Origin of the sequence: Paracoccus solventivorans (genome assembly GCF_900142875.1) — a bacterium.
Lineage (GTDB): Bacteria > Pseudomonadota > Alphaproteobacteria > Rhodobacterales > Rhodobacteraceae > Paracoccus > Paracoccus solventivorans.
Map to the genome: position 1 here is coordinate 105,475 of NZ_FRCK01000006.1, position 17,929 is coordinate 123,403.

Annotated in this window: 18 protein-coding genes; 7 read left to right on the forward strand and 11 right to left on the reverse strand. The window is 70.1% G+C overall.

Features of this window, described 5'->3' with window-relative positions; all coding sequences use genetic code 11:
• Positions 1 to 20 precede the first annotated feature (20 nt).
• The 4 genes from BUB57_RS10535 to BUB57_RS10550 are packed head-to-tail and all read right to left on the reverse strand — an operon-like array spanning position 21 to position 5,777.
• Entirely contained in the window at positions 21 to 836 is an 816-nt protein-coding gene (locus tag BUB57_RS10535; protein ID WP_073066562.1) for an NAD-dependent epimerase/dehydratase family protein, read from the reverse strand.
• Entirely contained in the window at positions 833 to 2,053 is a 1,221-nt protein-coding gene (locus BUB57_RS10540; RefSeq protein ID WP_073066566.1) for a pyridoxal phosphate-dependent aminotransferase, read from the reverse strand. The genes BUB57_RS10535 and BUB57_RS10540 overlap by 4 nt, the downstream gene beginning before the upstream one ends.
• Positions 2,050 to 3,684: a hydantoinase B/oxoprolinase family protein gene (locus BUB57_RS10545; RefSeq protein ID WP_073066569.1), complete on the reverse strand. Its 1,635-nt coding sequence runs from the start codon at positions 3,682 to 3,684 to the stop codon at positions 2,050 to 2,052. The genes BUB57_RS10540 and BUB57_RS10545 overlap by 4 nt, the downstream gene beginning before the upstream one ends.
• Positions 3,681 to 5,777, reverse strand: a complete 2,097-nt coding sequence (locus BUB57_RS10550) for a hydantoinase/oxoprolinase family protein (protein WP_073066808.1) — start codon at positions 5,775 to 5,777, stop codon at positions 3,681 to 3,683. The genes BUB57_RS10545 and BUB57_RS10550 overlap by 4 nt, the downstream gene beginning before the upstream one ends.
• Before the next feature lie 260 nt (positions 5,778 to 6,037).
• Here BUB57_RS10550 and BUB57_RS10555 point away from each other — a divergent pair, with 260 nt between their 5' ends.
• The 4 genes from BUB57_RS10555 to BUB57_RS10570 are packed head-to-tail and all read left to right on the forward strand — an operon-like array spanning position 6,038 to position 8,313.
• Positions 6,038 to 6,235, forward strand: a complete 198-nt coding sequence (locus tag BUB57_RS10555; protein WP_073066572.1) for a hypothetical protein — start codon at positions 6,038 to 6,040, stop codon at positions 6,233 to 6,235.
• A gap of 11 nt (positions 6,236 to 6,246) precedes the next feature.
• Positions 6,247 to 6,498 carry a hypothetical protein gene (locus BUB57_RS10560; RefSeq protein WP_073066577.1) on the forward strand — a complete coding sequence of 84 codons (252 nt, stop codon included), beginning with the start codon at positions 6,247 to 6,249 and terminating at the stop codon, positions 6,496 to 6,498.
• Between the two features lie 28 nt (positions 6,499 to 6,526).
• The gene (locus tag BUB57_RS10565; protein ID WP_073066580.1) at positions 6,527 to 7,141 is read left to right on the forward strand and encodes an SRPBCC family protein; all 615 of its coding nucleotides are present in this window, start codon (positions 6,527 to 6,529) and stop codon (positions 7,139 to 7,141) included.
• Complete coding sequence (locus BUB57_RS10570) at positions 7,141 to 8,313, forward strand: zinc-dependent alcohol dehydrogenase (RefSeq protein WP_073066584.1); 1,173 nt, start codon at positions 7,141 to 7,143, stop codon at positions 8,311 to 8,313. The genes BUB57_RS10565 and BUB57_RS10570 overlap by 1 nt, the downstream gene beginning before the upstream one ends.
• A gap of 172 nt (positions 8,314 to 8,485) precedes the next feature.
• Here the strand turns inward: BUB57_RS10570 and BUB57_RS10575 are convergent, their stop codons facing one another.
• On the reverse strand, positions 8,486 to 8,740 hold the full coding sequence (locus tag BUB57_RS10575; protein WP_073066587.1) for a hypothetical protein: 255 nt from the start codon (positions 8,738 to 8,740) through the stop codon (positions 8,486 to 8,488).
• 208 nt (positions 8,741 to 8,948) lie between these two features.
• Here BUB57_RS10575 and BUB57_RS10580 point away from each other — a divergent pair, with 208 nt between their 5' ends.
• A complete protein-coding gene (locus BUB57_RS10580; RefSeq protein WP_073066590.1) occupies positions 8,949 to 9,230 on the forward strand; it encodes an alpha/beta fold hydrolase in 282 nt (93 codons plus the stop codon).
• A 54-nt stretch (positions 9,231 to 9,284) separates the two neighbouring features.
• Here BUB57_RS10580 and pcaF read toward each other — a convergent pair whose 3' ends face one another.
• Genes pcaF through BUB57_RS10595 form a run of 3 tightly spaced genes read right to left on the reverse strand, consistent with a single transcriptional unit; the run spans position 9,285 to position 11,889 of the window.
• Positions 9,285 to 10,484 carry a 3-oxoadipyl-CoA thiolase gene (gene pcaF, locus BUB57_RS10585; RefSeq protein WP_073066593.1) on the reverse strand — a complete coding sequence of 400 codons (1,200 nt, stop codon included), beginning with the start codon at positions 10,482 to 10,484 and terminating at the stop codon, positions 9,285 to 9,287.
• A gap of 2 nt (positions 10,485 to 10,486) precedes the next feature.
• A complete protein-coding gene (locus BUB57_RS10590) occupies positions 10,487 to 11,155 on the reverse strand; it encodes a 3-oxoacid CoA-transferase subunit B (RefSeq protein WP_407670358.1) in 669 nt (222 codons plus the stop codon).
• The gene (locus tag BUB57_RS10595) at positions 11,155 to 11,889 is read right to left on the reverse strand and encodes a 3-oxoacid CoA-transferase subunit A (protein WP_073066811.1); all 735 of its coding nucleotides are present in this window, start codon (positions 11,887 to 11,889) and stop codon (positions 11,155 to 11,157) included. Before BUB57_RS10595 ends, BUB57_RS10590 begins: the two co-directional genes overlap by 1 nt.
• Positions 11,890 to 12,009: 120 nt before the next feature.
• Between BUB57_RS10595 and BUB57_RS10600 the strand changes: the two genes are divergently transcribed.
• Positions 12,010 to 12,768: an IclR family transcriptional regulator gene (locus BUB57_RS10600; RefSeq protein WP_073066598.1), complete on the forward strand. Its 759-nt coding sequence runs from the start codon at positions 12,010 to 12,012 to the stop codon at positions 12,766 to 12,768.
• A gap of 9 nt (positions 12,769 to 12,777) precedes the next feature.
• Here BUB57_RS10600 and BUB57_RS10605 read toward each other — a convergent pair whose 3' ends face one another.
• From BUB57_RS10605 to BUB57_RS16300, 3 genes are all read right to left on the reverse strand, one after another.
• Positions 12,778 to 13,458: an adenosylcobinamide amidohydrolase gene (locus BUB57_RS10605; protein WP_073066814.1), complete on the reverse strand. Its 681-nt coding sequence runs from the start codon at positions 13,456 to 13,458 to the stop codon at positions 12,778 to 12,780.
• A 66-nt stretch (positions 13,459 to 13,524) separates the two neighbouring features.
• The gene (locus tag BUB57_RS10610) at positions 13,525 to 13,887 is read right to left on the reverse strand and encodes a cell division protein ZapA (protein ID WP_073066601.1); all 363 of its coding nucleotides are present in this window, start codon (positions 13,885 to 13,887) and stop codon (positions 13,525 to 13,527) included.
• Positions 13,887 to 14,603, reverse strand: a complete 717-nt coding sequence (locus BUB57_RS16300) for a hypothetical protein (protein ID WP_200796442.1) — start codon at positions 14,601 to 14,603, stop codon at positions 13,887 to 13,889. Before BUB57_RS16300 ends, BUB57_RS10610 begins: the two co-directional genes overlap by 1 nt.
• A 302-nt stretch (positions 14,604 to 14,905) precedes the next feature.
• On the opposite strand from BUB57_RS16300, the gene ileS reads away from it, so the two are divergent.
• A complete protein-coding gene (ileS, locus tag BUB57_RS10620; protein WP_073066606.1) occupies positions 14,906 to 17,830 on the forward strand; it encodes an isoleucine--tRNA ligase in 2,925 nt (974 codons plus the stop codon).
• The last annotated feature ends 99 nt before the right edge of the window (positions 17,831 to 17,929 follow it).

A 17,929-nucleotide genomic window follows, 5' to 3' on the forward strand; every position in this document is an offset into this window, starting at 1 on the left:
TTGGGCAGGGGCAGGCGCGCCTATTCCTCGTCATCGGGGTGGCCGAGGTCCACGAACCAGCCGCCCAGCGTCCTGACCGCCGGCGCGTCCGGGTCGGGCGTCGGGGTGCGCGCCTCCATCGCCTCGCGGAAACGTTCGGTGTTGTCCTGCGGGCGATAGCCCAGATGTCCGGCCAGCCGGTTGTCCACCGGCTTCACCGCGTTGTCGGACATCCCGAACGAGACCGTGAACCCGACGCGGGGCGCGGTCAGCGCCGCCGTCACCAGCCGCACGCAGTCGTCAAAGGACAGCCACGACCACAGCATCCGCCGGTCCGCCGGCTCGGGAAAGGACGAGAAGATCCGCAGCATCGCGCTTTCGATGCCGAACTTGTCCCAGTAGAGCCGGCCCAGATCCTCGACGAAGCATTTCGACAGCCCGTACAGGCTGTCGGGCCGGTGCGGGTCGTTGGCGTCGATGTGGTCCTCGAGCCGGTGATAGCCAATGGCGTGGACGGACGAGGCATAGACCACCCGCCGCACCCCGGCCTGCCGCGCGCCCTCATAGATGTGATAGCTGCCGCGGATGTTGGAATCGAGGATCTCAGCCCAAGGCTGCTCGTTCGGGGCGCCGCCGAAATGCACGATGGCGTCGACGCCCTCGCACAGTTTCCGCATCGCGTCGAAATCGGCCAGATCGGCGACGGTGGCCTCCTCGTTCGGCTGCAGATCGGCGATGCCGGTGCGATCGGTCAGGCGCAGCCTGCGCGCCAGCGGTGCAAGCCCGCGGCGCAGTTCCGTTCCCAGCCGCCCGGCGGCGCCGGTGATCAGGATGGTGTCGAATCTGGGCTTGGTCATGCCAACTCCTCGGCGGGTGCAAGTGCGGCCACGGCGCGGCCGATCCGCGCGATGGCTTCGGTCAGGATCTCGTCCGAGGTGGCGGTCGAGATGCGGAAGAACGGCGACAGCCCGTAAGCCGAGCCGGGGACGGAACTGACATGCGCCTGCGCCAGCAGATAATCCGACACCGCCGCGTCATCGGCCAGCACCTCGCCCGCCGGCGTACGGCGGCCGATCAGCGCGGCGCAGCCGATATAGGCGTAGAACGCGCCCTCGGGCGGGGGCAGGGTCAGCCCCTCGATCCCGGCGATGCCGCGCACCACCAGGTCGCGGCGGCGCTGGAACGCTTCGCGGAACGCGGCCACGCCGTCCTGCGGGCCGGTCAGCGCCGCCAGCGCCGCCGCCTGCATCGGCGCCGCGACCGAGGTCACGCTTTGGCTCTGCACCGTGGTCATGGCCTTGATCAGCGGCGCGGGCCCCGCGGCATAGCCGACCCGCCAGCCGGTCATCGCGTAAGCCTTGGCCACCCCGTTCACGATCAGCGTGCGGTCCCTGAGCTCCGGGCAGGCTTGCCCGAAGCTGACGAACTCGCGCCCGTCGAAGATGATGTGCTCGTAGATCTCGTCCGACAGCACCAGCACGTGGCGGTGCCGCGCCAGAACCTCGCCCAACGCCTGCAGCTGTTCACGGCTGTAGACCGCGCCCGAGGGGTTGCCGGGCATGTTCAGGAACAGCCATTTGGTGCGCGGGGTGATCGCGGCTTCCAGCACGGCGGGGGTCAGGCGGAAGCCGTCGGCGGCGGCGCATTGCGGCATCACCGGCACGCCGCCCAGCAGCTTCACCATTTCCGGGTAGCTGACGAAATAGGGCGCGGGCAGGATCGCCTCGTCGCCCTGGTCCAGCGTGGCCAGCAGCGCGTTGAAGATGATCTGCTTGGCGCCGTTGGCCACCGCGATGTCGGCCTCGGCATAATCCAGCCCGTTTTCGCGGCGGAACTTGTCGGCGACCGCGCGGCGCAGCGCCACGGTGCCGGCGGCGGGGGTATACAGCGTCTCGCCCGCCAGTGCGGCCTTGTGCGCGGCCTCGATCACATGGGCGGGGGTGGGGAAATCCGGCTCTCCCAGCCCCAGGTCGATCACGTCGACCCCGGTGGCGGCCAGCGCCTTGGCCGCCTGCGACGCGGCCATCGAGGCTGACGGCTTCACCACCGCCAGCCGGCTTGCGACATAGCTCATTTCCCGTCCTCCGTGACGTAGCCCCTGGTCCTGTCGTTGGCGCGCGCAGCCGCACTGCGGGCGGCGGGGTCGCCGTAGCCGCCGCCGCCGGGCAGGTTCAGCACCAGCCGCCGCCCGGCGGGCACCTGCTGCCAGCCCTTGGGCCGCATCACCGTGCCGTCGTCCAGCATGGCGCTGCCCGGCTTGCCGTCGGCGCCGCCATTGCGGCCGCGCGGCGGGTGGCCGATACGGTCGAACATGGCCGAGAACTCGAACTGGTGGCCGTCAGCGGCCTCGATCTCGATCACCTGCCCCAGCCCGCCGCGATATTCGCCGTCGCCGGCGGAATCGGGGCGCAGCTCCTTGCGCCAGACCACGATCGGGCCGGTCTGCTCGGTCGCCTCGATCGGCATGGTCATCACGCCCGAGGGGAACGCCGTCGCCGACAGCCCGTCCAGCCCCGGCCGCGCGCCCATCCCGCCCGAGTTGAACATCAGGATCTCGGCCCGGCGCCCGTCCTGCCCGGTCTGCGGGCGGGCCGAGATATGGATGTTCCACAGCGCCCCCGAGCCTTCGGCCAGCACCTTGCCCGGCAGCGCTTTCGCCAGCGCCCCCAGCACCAGATCCGGCACCAGATGTCCGATGACATGGCGCACGCTGACCGGCGCCGGGCGTTCCGCGTTCAGGATATTCACCGGAGAAGAGATGGTGAACAGGTCCAGCGAGGCCCAGTTGTTCGGGATGTCCGGCGCGACGACGCATTTCAGCGCATAGCAGGCGTAAGCCTTGGTATAGATGATCGGGACGTTGATCCCCCAGCGGCTGACCGGATCGCCGCCGGTGAAATCGACGTTCACCGCGCCGTCGGCGATCTCGACGGTCGCCGCCAGCCTGACCGGCTGGTCATAGCCGTCGGTCAGCAGCTCGTTCGACCACGCCCCCTTGGGCAGCGCCGCGATGCGGTCCAGCGTGGCGGCGCGGGTGCGGGTGAAAATGAACTCGCCCAGATCGTCCAGCGAGGTCAGGCCGATTTCCTGCATCATCTCGATCAGCCGGCGGTGGCCGACGTCGTTGCAGGCGGCCAGCGAGTAGAAATCGCCCACCACCTGGTTCGGCTCGCGCACATTGGCGCGGATGATCTGCACCAGATCGTGGTTCACCCGCCCGGCCTCGGCGAATTTCATGATCGGGATCTGGATGCCTTCCTCATAGACCGACTTGCCGTCGGCGCCGAAGCCGCGCCCGCCCACATCGACCACATGCGCGGTGCAGGCGAAGAACCCGACCAGCCGGTCGCCAAGGAACGAGGGCGAGACCATGGTGATGTCGTGCAGATGCCCGGTGCCCTTCCACGGATCGTTGGTCACATAGGTGTCGCCGGGCAGCATCCGCTCGCGCCCGATCTCGGCGATGAAATGCAGCACCGCCTCGGCCATGGTGTTAACGTGGCCGGGGGTGCCGGTCACCGCCTGCGCCAGCATCCGCCCCTGCGGGTCGAAGACGCCGGCCGACAGGTCGCCGGCCTCGCGCACGCTGGTGGAAAATGCGGTGCGCAGCAGGGTCAGCGCCTGTTCCTCGACCACCGAGATCAGGCGGTTCCACATCACCTGCATGCGGATTTCGCGGGTCGCGTCCTGGGGGGTGGGGGTCATGCCGCGATCTCCTTGCGGATCATCAGAAGGGTGCCGTCCGCCTGCATCACCACGTCAAAGGGCGAGGTGACGACGGTCGCCGTTTCACGCTCGACGATCACGGCGGGGCCGCTGACGCGGGTGCCGTGGGCCATGGCGGCGCGGTCCACGATCGCGGTGGGCAGGGTCTCGCCGCGGGCGGGGTCGAAGACCGGGCGGCTGGCGGGCGCATCGGCCAGGGTGGTGCCGGTAGTGATCGCCAGCCGTTCGGGCGCTGCGCGTTCATCCTGCGCCTTGACCGACAGGGTGACGATCTCGATTTCCAGCCCGTCGCCGGCCTGATCCGGCCCGTCGATGGCGCGGCCGAAAAACCGTGCGTAATTGTCGCGGAAACTGCCCTGCAGCATCGCCACGTCGTCGGCGGTAAAGAGGCGGTCCGGCAGCGTCACCGGGATTTCCCAGCCCTGCCCGACATAGCGCATGAAGGCGGTGATCTCGCGCAGGATCGCGCCCTGGGTGCCTGCACGCACGAACCCTTCGGCGGTGGTCTTGAGCCCGTCCACCAGCGCGTTGAACGCGCCCGCGTCGAACTCGGACAGCCGCACCACCTTGGAAGCCAGCGCCTCATAGCCGAAGGGCGCGCGCAGGAAACCGATGGCGGACCCCACCCCGGCCCCCGGCGGGATCAGGCAGCGGTCGATGCCCAGTTTTTCGCACAGCCGCGCCGCATGCAGGGGGGCGGCGCCGCCGAATGCGATCATGATGTTGTCCGAGATGTTCTTGCCGTTTTCCACCGCATGGACGCGGGCGGCGTTGGCCATGTTCTCGTCCACCACCTCGCAGATGCCAAAGGCGGCGGGTTCGGCGTCCAGCCCCAGCCGCGCGCCCACGTCGCGCAGGATCGCGCCGCGGGCGTTGTCCACCGACAGGTGGATCGCGCCGCCGGCAAAGTTCTCGGGGTCGAGCTTGCCCAGGATCAGGTCGGCATCGGTGATCGCCGGGCGCTCGCCGCCGCGCTGATAGCAGGCGGGGCCGGGTTCCGAACCGGCGCTTTCCGGCCCGGTCTGGATGCGGCCCATGGCGTCGACCCAGGCGATGGAGCCGCCCCCCGCCCCGATCTCGATCATCTCGATCACCGGGATCGAGATCGGCATCCCCGATCCCTTGCAGAAGCGATAGGTGCGCGCGACCTCGAAGGTGCGGGCGGTGCGGGGCTGGAAATCCTCGATCAGGCAGATCTTGGCGGTGGTGCCGCCCATGTCATAGCTGACCACGCGGTCCAGCCCGAAACGCTGCGCCACGTCGGCGGCAAAGATCGCACCCCCCGCCGGGCCGGATTCGACCAGCCGCACCGGGAACTCGGCCGCGGTTTCGACCGAGATCAGCCCGCCGCCGGAATGGATCATGAAGACCGGGCAGGACGCGCCCATTTCCTTCAGCCGCACCTGCAGCCGGGCAAGATAGTCGGCCATCTGCGGGCGCACATAGGCGTTGGCGCAGACGGTGTTGAAACGCTCGAACTCGCGCATCTGCGGCGAGACCTCGGAGGAGATCGAGATCGGCACCCCGACCTTGGCGGCGATGATTTCGCGCGCGCGGCGTTCATGCGCGGGGTTCATGTAGGAATGGATGAAGCCGATGGCGACCGCGCCGAAACCCTCGGCGGCGATATGGTCGGCGATGCGTTCCAGCGCGGCCTCGTCCAGCGGCTGCAATTCCTGCCCCTGCGCGCCGATCCGGCCCCTGACGGTAAAGCGATCCTCGCGCGGGACCAGCGGCGTCGGCAGTTGCAGGTTCAGGTCGTATTGCTCGAACCGGCTTTCGGTCCGCATCTCGATCACGTCGCGGAACCCTTCGGTCGTGACCAGCGCGGTGCGGGCGCCGCGCCGCTCGATCAGCGCGTTGGTGGCCAGGGTGGTGCCGTGGATGACGATCTCCAGCTCGGCCGGGGTGATCCCGGCATCGCGCAGCACCACGGCGATGCCGTCCAGGATCGCCTGTTCAGGCGCCGCGTAATTGGTCAGCACCTTGGTGGAATGCAACGTCCCGCGGCAATCCAGCGCGATGTCGGTGAAGGTGCCGCCGATATCGGCACCAAGACGGATCCCGGTCATGCGTTTTCCTTTGCTGTGGAGCCGCCGCGACAGGTTCGGCATCAGGCGCGGCTCGACCGACTTGCCCAAGGTTGCCCTGCGCCCGGCGGCGGGAAAACAAAGATCACCCGGAAAAGTGAAACATTTTCTTGCCCTCGCCGCCTGCCCGGGCCTGCGGCCGCACCGATACCGGAACATTCGGCGCGCTCTGCGGTTGTCGTCCCCTCGCAAGGCCGGGCTTCCCCGGCCGTCGAACGGAAAGGAAGAGCAAAGGAAAGGACATGGCCAACAAGCATCCCAAGACCAGCCACCCCTCGGACGCGGACCTGCGCAACGATCCCGGCATCGGCCGCTCGAAAGGCGCGGACCGCAACGATCCGGGCATCGGCGGCGACAACACCTTTGAAGGCGACGTGCTGAACGACACCACCCCCGAGGGCGGCATCGATCCCAACCAGCGCGGACGCACGAACAAGTAAAGGACAGCGCCATGAGCGGCACCAAGACCCATCAGCAGCAGCGGCAGATCATCGAAAAGCGCGTGGACACCAGCAACGCCGACAAGGATTTCGATCCGCGCCCGTATCTGGACGCCGCCGAGCACCCCCATCAGCAGATCGCCGAGGGCCACACACCACGGCGGGCCGAGGATGACGACAGCGACATGATCCTGCGCGGCGAAAACCAGGAAAGCCAGCACCACAAGAACACCGGAAAGCCCGCCGACGCGGACGAGGAATAGGCAAGTGCAAAGCCGGAGAGAGCCCGGAATGTCGCGCCAGCGGGAGCTGGCGCTGATCGCCGGCGCCGCCGGGCTGTCGTTGGCGGCCGCGATGCTGCTGCGACGGCGGGCCGAGGACCTGCGCCGCTCGGACGACGCGCCCGGGCGCACGGCGCGGCGGCTGGATTTCGGCGGCTACCGGGTAGACGGGCGCACGGTGACGATCTCTGCCTCGCGGGCGGATATCTATGCGCAGTGGCGCGATCCCGCCCGGCTCAACCGCATCTTCGGCGGCACGCTCGGCCTGCGGCAGCACCCCGGGGACCGCTTCGTCTGGACCATCGACGCCACCCCCGCGCCGATCGAGGTCGAGACGCGGCTGGTCGAGGATCGCCCGGGCGAACTGCTGGCCTGGCGATCCGTCGACGAGGCCGAGATCGACGTCGAGATCAAGCTGCAGCTGCGCGACGCCCCCGCCGCCCGCGGCACCGAGGCCGAGGCCCATGTCGCCTGGCGTCCGCGCTGGGGGCTGGCCGGGCATTACGCCGCCTGGATGCAGGGCACCGACCCCGGGCGGCTGTGCCGGCAGGCGCTCAAGCGCCTGAAGATGCTGGTGGAAACCGGCGAGATCGCCACCGCGGACAACGAACGGAGGGACGGCTGATGCGCGCGTTGACTTGGCAGGGAAAGCATGACGTGCGGGTCGAGACCGTCCCCGACCCCCGCATCGTCAACCCGCGCGACGCGATCATCCAGGTGACGGCGACGGCGATCTGCGGCTCGGACCTGCATCTTTACGACGCGGTGATCCCCGGGGTGCAGCCGGGCGACATCCTGGGGCATGAGTTCATGGGCCGGGTGGTCGAGACCGGCCCCGGCTCGACCCTGAAAAAGGGCCAGCGGGTGGTGGTCCCGTTCACCATCTCCTGCGGCGCCTGTTTCTTTTGCGCGCAGGGGCAGTTCTCGGCCTGCGACAACTCGAACCCAGTCGAGACGCAGGAAGCCTCCGAGCTGCTTTACGGCCACGCGATGAGCGGGCTGTTCGGCTATTCGCATCTGACCGGCGGCTATCCGGGCGGACAGGCGGAATATGTGCGGGTGCCGTTTTCCGACGTCGGCCCCATCGTCATCCCCGACGGCATCCCCGACGAACAGGTGCTGTTCCTGTCCGACATCCTGCCCACCGGCTGGATGGCGGCGGAAAACGCGCAGATCCACCCGGACGACAGCGTCGCGGTCTGGGGCTGCGGCCCGGTCGGGCTGTTCGCGATCCAGTCGGCGCTGCTTATGGGGGCGGGTCAGGTGATCGGCATCGACCACCACCCCAACCGGCTGCGACTGGCCCGCGACCTGGGGGCCCGCACCATCGACTATCGCCACAGTCACGTGCTCGAGGCGCTGATGGAGATGACCGGCGGCATCGGCCCCGACGCGGTGATCGACGCGGTGGGGATGGAAAGCCACGGGTTTTCCCCCGACAACCTGCTGGACGCGGCCAAGCAGAAGATCGGCATCGGCGCCGACCGCGCGCATGTGCTGCGCATGGCGCTGACGGCGGTGCGCAAGGGCGGGCGGGTGTCGGTCCCCGGCGTCTATGGCGGGTTCGCCGACAAGTTCCCGCTGGGGGCGCTGATGCAGAAGGGGCTGCAGGTCCGCACCGGCCAAACCCATGTGCAGAAATACACAAGCGAGTTGCTGCAACGCATCATGGAGGGGCAGATCGACACCACCTTCCTGATCTCGCACCGGCTGTCTCTGGAAGAGGCGGCCGAGGGCTACCGGAACTTTCAGGAAAACCAGAACGAATGGACCAAGGTGGTGCTGACGCCGGGATAAGGTGTCCCGCCGCCGCGGTGCACGCCGCGGCGGCATCTTTCGAAACCTTCTCCGAGCGAGGCTCGGCCGCCACGCTGCCGCAACCGAAAATCAAGGTTTCTCGATGTCCCCGCGCGCAGCGGCAGCATCTTGAAGCGGGCCGTTCGGAGAGCGGGGGCTCGGCCGCTACCCGTCAGCGCCGCGGCTCGTCGGGCAGGTCGCCCTCATCCGCCTGCTCGCGGTTGCCGGCGTGGTCGTGATACTGCTGGTTCTGCACATGGCGGCTGTCGAGCCCGCGCTGGCTGGAATGGCGCGAGGTGTCGCGATTGGACAGCACCTCGTTCTCGGGCAGGTTCTCGGCGGTGTCGGGGGTCATGCCGCCGGTGCCGTCGCCCTTGCCCTGATCCTGCTGCCCTGCCCCGAATTTCTTGCTGCTTGCGTTGGCCATGGCGCTTTCCTTTGCATTCGGAATGGTGAGGGGTGGCAACCCGGAATCCCCGGCAATGTTCCCGGAAATCGCCCGGCCGGGCGCGGTTCCGCCGACGCCGAAACCCGGCCGCGCCGCAGGCCGGCCCCCCTCTGGAACCACCGATCCGCAGGGCTAAATCCTGTTTCGCCGCTTCCGCGCCCGGCCCGAGCTGGCGATCTGGCGCAACATGCTGCTGCGCAGCCCGGTCGAGGGCTATGCCGCCGCCTGCGCCGCGCTGGCCGCGGCCGATCTGACCGGCACTCTCGCCGCCCCGCGTGTCCCGGTCGAGGTGATCGCGGGGGCCGAGGACGACGCCTCGGCCCCCGATCTGGTGGCGGCATTGGCGGCGGCGATCCCTGGGGCGGTGCTCACCATCCTGCCCGGCGTCGGCCACATCCCGCCGGTCGAGGCGCCGCGGGCGATGGCCGCGGTGATCGCGAGACTGGCCGGAACCGCGCCGGCGCCCTGACCGGCCCGACCGGGGGCGGGACGGCGGTTTCCGGCACCGTCGCGCCCCCGCGGGTCAGACCCGCTCCAGCGCGATGGCGATGCCCTGGCCCACGCCGATGCACATGGTCGCCAGCGCCCGGCGGCCGCCGGTTTCGCGCAGTTGCAGCGCGGCGGTGCCGGTGATGCGGGCGCCCGACATGCCCAGCGGGTGGCCCAGCGCGATGGCGCCGCCGTTCGGGTTCACCCGCGGGTCGTCGTCAGCGATGCCCAGCTGGCGCAGCGTGGCGATGCCCTGGGCGGCGAAGGCCTCGTTCAGCTCGATCACGTCGAAGTCGCCGGTGGCGAGGCCGAGCCGGTCCAGCAGCTTCTGCGACGCCGGCGCCGGGCCGATCCCCATGATCCGCGGCGGCACCCCGGCAGTGGCCCCGCCCAGCACCCGCGCGAAGGGGGTCAACCCATGTCTCGCCGCCGTCGCCGCATCGGCGAGGATCAGCGCCGCCGCCCCATCGTTCACCCCGCTGGCATTGCCCGCGGTGACCGAGCCGTTGGGGAACAGCGGCTTCAGCCCGGCCAGCGCCTCGGCGGTGGTGGCGCGGGGGTGTTCGTCGCGCGCGACCTCCAGCGGCTCGCCCCGGCGCTGGGGGACGCTGACCGGGGTGATCTCGCGCGCCAGCCGCCCGCTGGCCTGCGCCGCGGCGGCCTTTTGCTGCGAGGCGAGCGCCATGGCGTCCTGCGCCTCGCGCGAGACGCCGAAATCATCGGCGACGTTCTGGCCGGTCTGCGGCATGGAATCGACGCCATGGGCCGCCCGCATCGCCGGGTTGACGAAGCGCCAGCCGATGGTGGTGTCGTGGATCTCGGCCGCGCGGGAAAACGCCGCCTCGGCCTTGGGCATCACGAAGGGGGCGCGGGACATGCTTTCCACCCCGCCCGCGATCACCAGCCCGGCCTCGCCCGCCGCGATCTGGCGGGCGGCGGTCAGCACCGCATCCATGCCGGAACCGCAGAGCCGGTTGATGGTGGTCCCGGTCACCGCCACCGGCAGCCCGGCCAGCAGCGCCGACATGCGGGCGACGTTGCGGTTGTCCTCGCCCGCCTGATTGGCGCAGCCATAGATCACGTCGTCCACCGCCGCCCAGTCCACGCCCGGGTTGCGCGCCATCAGCGCGCGCAGCGGCACCGCGCCCAGGTCGTCGGCGCGCACCGCAGACAGTGCCCCGCCATAGCGGCCGATGGGGGTGCGGATATAGTCGCAGATGAAGACTTCGGTCATGCTCACAGCTCCGGGCAGATCAGATCGGCGACCGGGCCGGGGGTCAGCAGCCTGGCCCCGGTCACGGCCTGCAAGGCGTCGATGGACAGCGCGGGCAGTTTCTCGCGCAGCACGAACCGCCCGTCCGCGACGTCGATCACGGCAAGGCTGGTGTAGACCCGCGTCACGCAGCCCACCCCGGTCAGCGGCAGGGTGCAGCGTTCCAGCAGCTTGGGCCGGCCGTCGCGGGTGACGTGGCCGGTGATCACCGCCACCCGCTTGGCGCCATGGACCAGATCCATCGCGCCGCCCACGGCGGGAACCCCTTTCGGCCCGGTGGACCAGTTCGCCAGATCGCCGTTCTGGGCGACCTCGTAGGCACCCAGGATCGCCACGTCCAGATGCCCGCCCCGCACCATGGCGAAACTGTCGGCGTGGTGGAAGAACGAGGCCCCCGGCTTCAGCGTCACCGCCTTTTTCCCGGCGTTGATCAGGTCCCAGTCCTCGGCGCCGCTGGCCGGGCTTTCGCCGAAATTGAGGATGCCGTTCTCGGTGTGGAACACCGCCTCGCGCCCCGGCGGCTGGTATTGCGCCACCTTTTCGGGCAGGCCGATGCCCAGGTTGACATAGGCGCCGTCGGCGATGTCCTGCGCGGCGCGCCAGGCGATCTGGTTGTCGGTCAGCTTGTCCATCATTCGGCCTCCAGCGGATAGGTGGCGCGGGCGCGGTTCAGGTCTTCCTCCTGCACGGGGCGCGCGACCTCGACCACGCGCTGCACGAAGATGCCGGGGGTGATGACCTGTTCGGGGTCGATCCCGCCCGCGGGCAGGACGCGGCGGGCCTGCACGACGGCGATGGCGGCGGCCATGCACATCAGCGGCCCGAAATTGCGCGAGGCGGCGCGATAGGTCAGATTGCCGTGGGTGTCGGCGGTCTCGGCCTTGACCAGCGCGAAATCGGCCTTGAGCCAGCGCTCGCGCACGTAGGACCGGCCCTCGAACAGCTCGACCGGCTTGCCCGCCGCCAGATCGGTGCCGAAGCTGCTGGGGGTGTAGAAGGCCGGGATCCCTGCCCCGCCGGCGCGGATGCGTTCGGCCAGCGTCCCCTGCGGCACCAGCTCCAGCTCGATCCGGCCCTCCTGATACGCCTGGGTGAACACCACCGGATCGGCCGAGCGCGGGAAGGAACAGATCAGCTTGCGCACCATTCCCGCCTCGATCAGCGCGGCCAGGCCCACGTGGCCGTTGCCGGCGTTGTTGTTGATCACCGTCAGCCCGGCCGGGTGGCCGGTGGCGCGGAAGCGGTCGATCAGCGCGTGGATCAGCTCGATCGGAGAGCCGGCGCCGCCGAAGCCGCCGATCATCACGCTGGCGCCGTCGGGAATATCCGCGACGGCGGCGGCGACATCCGTGACTGTCTTGTCCAATGCGTTGCCCCTTTCCATGCCCGTTCACGCCCGGCCAGCCATAGGCGCGGCCCGGGGTTCCGTAAACCCGATTTGTGCGATATCATGCATTTGTTTCCATATCGCACAAACGGGGGCGGGATGATCGCAGAGCGGGACATGATGGGCGGGCTGGCCAAGGGGCTGGCGGTGATCGAGACCTTCACCGCGGCAAGCCCGCGCCAGTCCATCGCCGAGGTGGCGGCGGCATCTGGCCTCGACCGCGCCACCGCCCGGCGCTGCCTGCTGACGCTGGCCCATCACGGCTATGCCGACTGGGACGGCAAGTTCTTCACCCTCACCCCCCGGGTGCTGCGGCTGGGCACCGCCTGCCTGGCCACCATGCCGCTGCCGCAGATCGTGCAGCCGCTGCTGGACCGGCTGTCCGAAGAGATCGGCGAAAGCTCGTCGGTGTCGATCCTCGACGGGGCCGAGATCGTCTATGTCGCCCGCGCCGCGCAGCAGAAGGTGATGTCCATCGCGCTGATGCCGGGGTCGCGGCTGCCGGCGCATTGCACCAGCATGGGCCGGGTGCTGCTGGCCGCCCTGCCCGAGGCCGAGGCCCGCGCCCTTCTGGGCCCCGGCCCGCTGCCGGCCCGCACCAAGCAGACCCTGACCGACCCCGAGGCGGTGCTGGCCGAGCTGGCGCGGGTGCGGGCGCAGGGCCATGCGGTCAACGACCAGGAAATCGAGATCGGCCTGCGCTCGATCGCGGTGCCGGTGCTGAATGCGCGCGGTCAGGTGGTGGCGGCGCTGAACGTCGGGCTGTCGGCCGCCCGGGCCGAGGCCGCCGAGCTGCCGGCCCGGTTCCTGCCGCAGCTGCTCCGGGCGCAGGCAGAGCTGCGCGCCATGCTGCGCTAGGGTCCGGCCCTAGACCGCGCCGGGGGTCGGCGGCGGGATGCGCCCATGGGCCGCCACCCAGTCGCGGGCGCCCGCCAGCACCGCATCGTGGACGGCGCGGCCCAGCGCTTCGCCCAGCGGGGTGTGCAGCCCAGCGAACCCCGTCGCTCCGGCGTCGCAGGCCAGCGCGATGCAGTCGGTGCCGGTGCCGGTCGCCAGCCCCGAGGGCAGCGTGATCCCGGCCTCGAGCACCGCCAGGGTGCGCGCCTGCGCGGCGATGGTCAGCGCCTCGATCATCGCGGTGTCGGTCAGCCCTTCGGCCAGCAGGATCGCCAGGTTGATGGTGCCGTAGCCCGGCTGCGGTTGCGGCTGCGGCGCGGCCGCCGGGACCGGGCGGCGGTGGCCGACGCGCTCGGCATTGCCCAGGCCGACGGTTGCCAGGCAGCAAACCGGGCCGACGCGGCTGACCCGGTAATGCCGCAGCGGCCGCGAGGTCATCATGCAGACCGACTGCGCCTGCCCGATGCCCTGCAACTGCCCGGCCAGCCAGCGGTGCGGGTCCAGCCCCTCGGGCAGGTCGGCGTTGCGCACCTCGCGCAGCAGGATGTGGCGGGCCCGTTGAAAGCCGGGGTTATGCGGCGCAAAGGACAGCACCCGGCGCGGGCGGCCAAGATCGGCGATCAGCCAAGGCGGAGTCAGGGTCAGGCGCAAGAAGATCCCGGGGATTGCCACAGCCGATTCAATGCATTGCCGCGACTGCTTCAGGCAGCTTCGAGCTCAGCTCTCCAGCGCCTCTTCGGCGCGGTCGGCCAGCGCCTCGGCGCGGGCGGCGATCTCGGCCATGGCCTCGGCGATGCCCGAGGGGATCACCGGCACCTCGATCCGCGGCGGGTTGGCCTTGAGCCGGTTGAGCTCGCGTTCGGCGGCGGCGGCGCGGTCCTCGGTCGCGGACATGCGGTCGGCCAGCATCAGCCCAGCCAGCAGCAGCAGCCGCGGCTCGGGCATCCGCCCGGCCTGTTCGAGGATGGCGCGCGCCTCGGTGTCCAGCATGGCGGCGGCGCGGCGCAGCAGCCGCTCCTCGCCCTCCTGGCAGGCGAGCTCGTAGGATTTATGGCCGATGTTGAATTCGACGGTGGGCATCAGCGCGGGTCCTCGGCAGGGGCGTGGTCGGTGTCGGGCTGGTGGCGGTCGTCGTCGGAGCCTGCCAGATCCTCGGGCAGCGGGTCCTCGTCATGGGCGATGCCGGGGGGCAGGGTCGTGTCGGGGGCGCTGTCCTCGGGCAGCGCATCCTCGGCCCCCAGCGGCAGCGCCTCGGGATCGGGGGTCGAGGCGGCAAAATCAGCCGCCGGATGCGCCGCCGGCACCGCGGGCGAGGCAGCGGGCGGCACCCCCAGCATCCGGTCCAGCGCGTCGAGGATCTCGCCCATATGGGCGATCTCGGCGGCGCGGGCCGCGCGCAGGGCAGCCAGCTCGGCCTCAAGCGCGGCAAGGATCGCGGCACCCCCGTCGCGGGCCCAGTCGGCCGGGGCACCGCCCGCGGCCGCGGCCAGCTGGCGGTTGGCCTGCGCCAGCGCATCATTGGCGGCGGCCAGCTGGGCGGCACGGGCGCCGGTCTCGGCCAGACGCTCATGCGCGCGGCCCAGCTGCTGCTGCATCGCCTCGACCGTGGCGGCCTGGCGGTCGTGCAGCGCCGCAACCTCGGCCGAGACATCGGTGCCGGGCGCGGACGGCGCCGGAGCCGGGGCCACGGCAGCGGCGCCCAGCTCGGCCATGCGCCGCGCCGCACGCTCGACGGCGTGGTCCATGCGGTCCAGAGCGGCGATCAGGCGCCGCTCGGCGGCGGAAAGGTCCTTCATCACGAAACGATCCCCCTGCGTCCGTCCGTTCATCGCAAACGCGGCGCCCCGATACAACCCGGCAGCTGCCCCTGCGGCAATGGATCGCCGGGCGGCCGCGCGCCCGACCCGCTTGTCGGGGCGCCGGGCGCTACCTATAACGCGGCTCATGTGTCCAGCGGCCGGAATATTCCGAATTAGCCGCCCGGTGGCGTGACCCTGCGCCACCGGGTTCCTTTTGCGGCTGCCCGGCGTCAAACCGGCGGCCCGCCCGATCTGCACGACATTTGCGCCCGCCGCTTCCGACCAAGGAAAACCGCCCGATGACCGCCGAGACCACCGATTCCACCGCCCCCGACTATCGCGACAGCGTGTTCCTGCCCCAGACCGATTTCCCGATGCGCGCCGGCCTGCCGCAGCGCGAACCGGAATGGCTGGCCCGCTGGGAACGGATCGGCATCTACGACCGGCTGCGCGAGCGCGCCGGCGACCGGCAGCTGTTCGTGCTGCACGACGGCCCCCCCTATGCGAACGGGCATCTGCATATCGGCCACGCGCTGAACAAGGTGCTCAAGGATTTCATCGTCCGCAGCCGGCAGATGATGGGCTGCGAATCGCGCTATGTGCCGGGCTGGGACTGCCACGGCCTGCCGATCGAGTGGAAGATCGAGGAACAGTATCGCGCCCAGGGTCGCGACAAGGACGCGGTGGACGTGGTCGAGTTCCGGCAGGAATGCCGCCGCTTTGCCGAGGGCTGGGTGGATATCCAGCGCGAGGAGTTCAAGCGCCTTGGCGTCACCGGCAAATGGGACGACCCCTATCTGACCATGGACTATCACGCCGAGGCGGTGATCGCGGCCGAGTTCATGAAGCTGCTGATGAACGGCAGCCTCTATCAGGGATCCAAGCCCGTGATGTGGTCGCCGGTCGAACAGACCGCCCTGGCCGAGGCCGAGGTCGAATATCACGACATCACCAGCCATCAGATCTGGGTGGCCTTCCCGGTGGTGGCGCAGCACGAGTTCGCACCGCTGGACGGCTGCATGCGGACCGACCTGCTGGGCGCGTCGGTGGTGATCTGGACCACGACGCCGTGGACCATCCCGCAGAACCGCGCCGTGGCCTACGGGCCGGGCATCGCCTATGGGCTGTACGACGTGACCGGCAAGGGCAGCGTGCTGCTGGCCGACGCGCTGGCCGAGCAGGTATTCACCGCGGCCAAACTGGAGCCCGGCGACTGGCGGCGGCTGCGCGACGTGGGCGCGGAAGAACTCGCCTCGCTGGTGCTGGCGCATCCCTATCGCGGGATCGAGGGGGGCGCGGGCGAATGGGACCATGACATCCCGGTCCTGCCCGGCGAGCATGTGACCGAGGACGCCGGCACCGGCTTTGTCCACACCGCCCCCAGCCACGGCGACGACGACTATCAGCTGGCGCTGAAGTTCGGCCTGGCCATGACCCACAACGTGCTGCCCGACGGCAGCTACCGCGCCGACCTGCCGCTGTTCGGAAGCCAGGCGATCCTGACCGCCGAGGGCAAGGAGGGCCCCGCGAACGTCAGCAACATCAAGGCGCTGGCAGCGCAGGGGGCGCTGTTCGCCAAGGGCAAGATCAAGCATTCCTACCCGCACAGCTGGCGGTCGAAGGCGCCGGTGATCTATCGCAACACGCCCCAGTGGTTCGCCGCCATCGACCGCGACCTGAACGACGGCATGGACGATTACGGCCAGACTATCCGGCAGCGGGCGCTGACCTCGATCGACGCGCTGGTGGAATGGACCCCGCAGACCGGGCGCAACCGCATCCACGCAATGGTGGAAAACCGCCCCGACTGGGTGCTGTCGCGCCAGCGCGCCTGGGGGGTGCCGCTGACCTGCTTCACCAGGCGCGGCGCAAGGCCCGACGACGCCGATTTCCTGCTGCGCAGCCACGAGGTCAACACCCGCATCCTCGAATCCTTCCAGAAACACGGCGCAGATGCCTGGTATCGCGACGGTTTCAAGGAGCAGGTGCTGGACGGCATCGTCGATCCCGCCGATTACGATCAGGTGACGGATGTGCTGGACGTGTGGTTCGATTCCGGCTCGACCCACGCCTTCGTGCTGCGCGACCGCGCCGACGGCACCCCCGACGGGCTGGCCGACCTGTATCTTGAAGGCACCGACCAGCATCGCGGCTGGTTCCAGTCCTCGCTGCTGCAGGCCTGCGCGACCCGCGGCCGCGCGCCCTATCGGGGCGTGCTGACCCATGGCTTCACGCTCGACGAAAAGGGCATGAAGATGTCCAAGTCGCTGGGCAACACCGTCGCCCCGCAAGAGGTCATCGACCAGTACGGCGCCGATATCCTGCGGCTGTGGGTGGCGCAGTCGGACTATACCGCCGACCTGCGCATCGGGAAGGAGATCCTGAAAGGCACCGCCGATTCCTACCGGCGGCTGCGCAACACCATGCGCTTCATGCTGGGGGCGCTGGACGGGCTCTCGGACGCCGAGCGGATCGACCCCGCCGAGATGCCCGAACTGGAACGCTGGGTGCTGCACCGGCTGGCCGAGTTGGATGCCCGCGTGCGCGAGGGCTATGCCGCCTATGATTTCCAGGGGGTGTTCCGCTCGCTGTTCGATTTTGCCACCGGCGACCTGTCGGCGCTGTGGTTCGACATCCGCAAGGACGCGCTTTACTGCGACGCACCCGCCAGCACGCGGCGGCGCGCGGTGCGCACGGTCATGGACCTGCTGTTTCACCGGCTGACGCTGTGGCTGGCGCCGATGCTGCCCTTTACCACCGAGGATGTGTGGCTGGCGCGCTTCCCCTCGGACGAGGACAGCGTGCATCTGCATGACTTCCCGGTGACGCCGGCCGAATGGCTGGACCCGGCGCTGGCGGCGAAATGGGACGCCGTGCGCCGCGCCCGCCGGGCGGTGACCGCGGCGCTGGAACTCAAGCGCGCCGACAAGACCATCGGCGCCAGTCTTGAGGCCGCGCCGATCGTCCATGTCGAGGACGCGGGGCTGCTGGCGGCGCTGCGCTCGGTCGATTTCGCGGATGTCTGCATCACCAGCGCCATCCAGCTGAGCGCCGACCCCGCCCCCCCCGAGGCCTTCCGCCTGCCCGAGGTGCCGGGCATCGGCGTGGTGTTCGAGGAAGCCCCGGGGCAGAAATGCCAGCGCTGCTGGAAGATCCTGCCCGACGTCGGCCACCATGCGCATGAGGCCACCTGCGCCCGCTGCGACGCGGTGCTGGCGGGCTGAACGGCGCACCCGGAACCGGGCGCGGGGCCCGCCCGCGCCCTGCCCCGGCCCGGCCGCGGAAAACCCGCGAAACCCGCGGGGATTTCGGCGAAATGCGGC